1 protein-coding gene is annotated in these 2,869 nt (G+C 63.8%); it reads left to right on the forward strand.

Going from position 1 to position 2,869, the window contains the following annotated elements; genetic code table 11:
- Positions 1-2,807 (forward strand): error-prone DNA polymerase (locus EPO55_RS13275; RefSeq protein WP_296337353.1); only part of this gene is annotated, 2,807 nt, incomplete at its 5' end.
- Positions 2,808-2,869: the final 62 nt, after the last annotated feature.

The raw sequence follows: 2,869 nt of genomic DNA on the forward strand, positions 1-2,869 counted from the left end.
GCTACCTCGCCGGCACCATGCTGTTCCGCGGTGACGATGCCCGCCGCCTCGCCCTGCTCGACAATCTCGCCGCGGAAATGAAGGTGGGCTTCGTCGCCACCAACGACGTGCACTACCATGTGCCCGAGCGCCGGGCGCTGCAGGACGTGGTCGCTTCCATCAGGCTCGGCTGCACCGTCGACGGATTGGGCCTGCGCCGCTTCGCCAGCGCCGAGCGCCATCTCAAGGAGCCGCAGGAGATGGCGCGCCTGTTCCGCCGCCATCCGCGCGCCATTGTCGCCACACAGGAGATCGTGAAGCGCTGCACCTTTTCGCTGCGGGACCTCACCTACCAATATCCCATCGTCTACGAAGGCGGCGAGACGCCAATGGACAAGCTCGTCCGTCTGACCTGGGAGGGCGCGAAGTGGCGTTATCCCGAAAAGATTCCGGACAAGGTAGCCAATACGATCCGGCACGAATTCGAGCTCATCAGAACGAAGGGGATCGCCGCCTACTTCCTGACGGTGCATGAGATCGTGCAGAAAGCCAAAGAACTCAAGATTCTCTGCCAGGGTCGCGGCTCGGCCGCCAATTCCGCCGTCTGCTATTGCCTCGGCATCACGTCGGTGAACCCCGACAAGACTGAAGTCCTGTTCGAACGCTTCCTGTCGAATGCGCGCGACGAACCGCCCGATATCGACGTCGACTTCGAGCACGAGCGCCGCGAGGAAGTGATCCAGTGGATTTACAGGGAAAAAGGCCGCACGCGGGCCGCTCTGGCAGCCACTGTGATCTCCTTCAGGAGCCGCAGCGCCATTCGCGAGGTCGGCAAGGTGCTCGGCCTCTCGCCCGACACGGTGGGCGTGATGGCCGACACGGTCTGGGGCATGGGGTCGAGCGGCATCAAGGTCGACCATGTGCGCGAGGCCGGCCTCGATCCCACCGACCCGCGCATCATGCTGGCGCTCGAATTGTCGTCGGCTCTCTGCGGCTTCCCACGTCATCTCTCCCAGCATGTCGGCGGCTTCGTCCTGACCGCCGACCGCCTCGACGAACTGGTGCCGATCCAGAACGCCGCCATGGAAGATCGCACCGTCGTCGAGTGGGACAAGGACGATCTCGATGTGCTGGGCATCTACAAAGTCGACGTGCTCGCGCTCGGCATGTTGACGGCGCTCCGGAAAAGCTTCGATCTGATCGAAAGGCATTACGGACAGAAGCTGGAGATCGGCATGGAAGACGAGGACCCGGCAGTCTACGACATGCTCTGCCGGGGCGAATCGATCGGCGTCTTCCAGGTCGAAAGCCGGGCGCAGATGTCGATGCTGCCGCGCCTGCAGCCGCGCAAATATTACGATCTCGTCGTCGAAGTGGCGATCGTGCGGCCCGGCCCCATCCAGGGCGGCATGGTGCACCCCTATCTGAAGAATCGGGCCAATCCGGATGCCGTCACCTATCCAAAGCCCGAACTCGAAGCCGTCCTGAAAAGGACGCTGGGGGTGCCGCTGTTTCAGGAGCAGGCGATGCAGATCGCCATCGTCGCCGCAGGTTTCGAACCGGAAGAAGCAGACAGGCTGCGCCGCGCCATGGCGACGTTCCGCCATAACGGCACCATCTACAAGTTCAAGACTCCCTTCATCGAAGGGATGGTGAAGAATGGCTATGAGCGCGATTTCGCCGAACGCTGCTTCAAGCAAATCGAAGGTTTCGGCGAATACGGCTTCCCCGAAAGCCATGCCGCGAGCTTCGCCATCCTCGTCTACGACTCCTCGTACGTGAAGCATTACTATCCCGAGGTTTTCGCCGCCGCCCTGCTCAATTCCCAGCCCATGGGATTCTATGCACCGGCGCAGCTCGTACGTGATGCTCGCGACAACGGCGTCGAGGTTCGGCCACCCGATATCAATGCAAGCATCTGGGATTGCACGCTGGAGCCACCCAGTCAGAACAACCGCTGCGCCTTGCGTCTCGGGCTGCGCCAGGTGGCCGGGCTTTCCGAGAAGGACGTCGACCGAATGGTCGCGCAGCGCGCAACGCCGTATCGCGATCCTGCAGACCTGTGGCGCCGCGCCGGCCTCACCAAGCGCCAGATCATCGCCCTGGCCCGTGCCGATGCCTTTGCGTCGCTGGGCCTCTCGCGCCGCGACGTGCTGTGGGCGGTACGCGGCTTCTCCGATGTTGCCTTGCCGTTGCTCGACTACACATCCGATCCCGAACCGACCGTCACCCTGCCCGACCTGACGCTCGGCGAGCAGGTCGTGGACGATTACGGCAGTTTCTCGATGTCGCTGCGCAAGCATCCATTGGCCCTGCTGCGTCCGACACTCTCGGCGCGCGGCATTTCCAGCACGTCAGTGCTGGAGGGTTCGAAGAATGGCGACATCTTCACCCTCGCCGGGCTGGTGCTGGTGCGGCAGCGGCCGGGCACCGCCTCGGGCGTGGTCTTCGTCACCATCGAGGATGAACACGGCATCGCCAACCTCGTGGTCTGGCCCAGAGTGTTCGACGCACACCGCCGCACCGTCATGGGCGCGCGCCTGCTCGGCGTGCGTGGGAAGATACAGCGCGAGGGTGAAGGAGATTATGTCGTGATCCATCTCGTCGCCGAACAGCTCTGGGACTGGTCGGCCGATCTCGACCGCATCGGCGACATCGACGAGACGTTCCGTCTTACCTCAGGTCGCAGCGACGAGGTCCGCACCGACCCGGGCGACCGCCGCGTGGCGGTGCCCGAGGCCAATGCCACGCGCCACCGGTCCAGCCGCACCGTCCCGGCGGCCCTCGACCGGCCGAAAATCAGGATCGCCTCGCGCGATTTCCACTGAAATTGACTTAGGTCAACGCGACCGCCCGGCGTTCGGTCACGCTCGCTTCGTTTCCAACGGAG

It is taken from the genome of Reyranella sp. (genome assembly GCF_004296935.1).
GTDB lineage: Bacteria > Pseudomonadota > Alphaproteobacteria > Reyranellales > Reyranellaceae > Reyranella.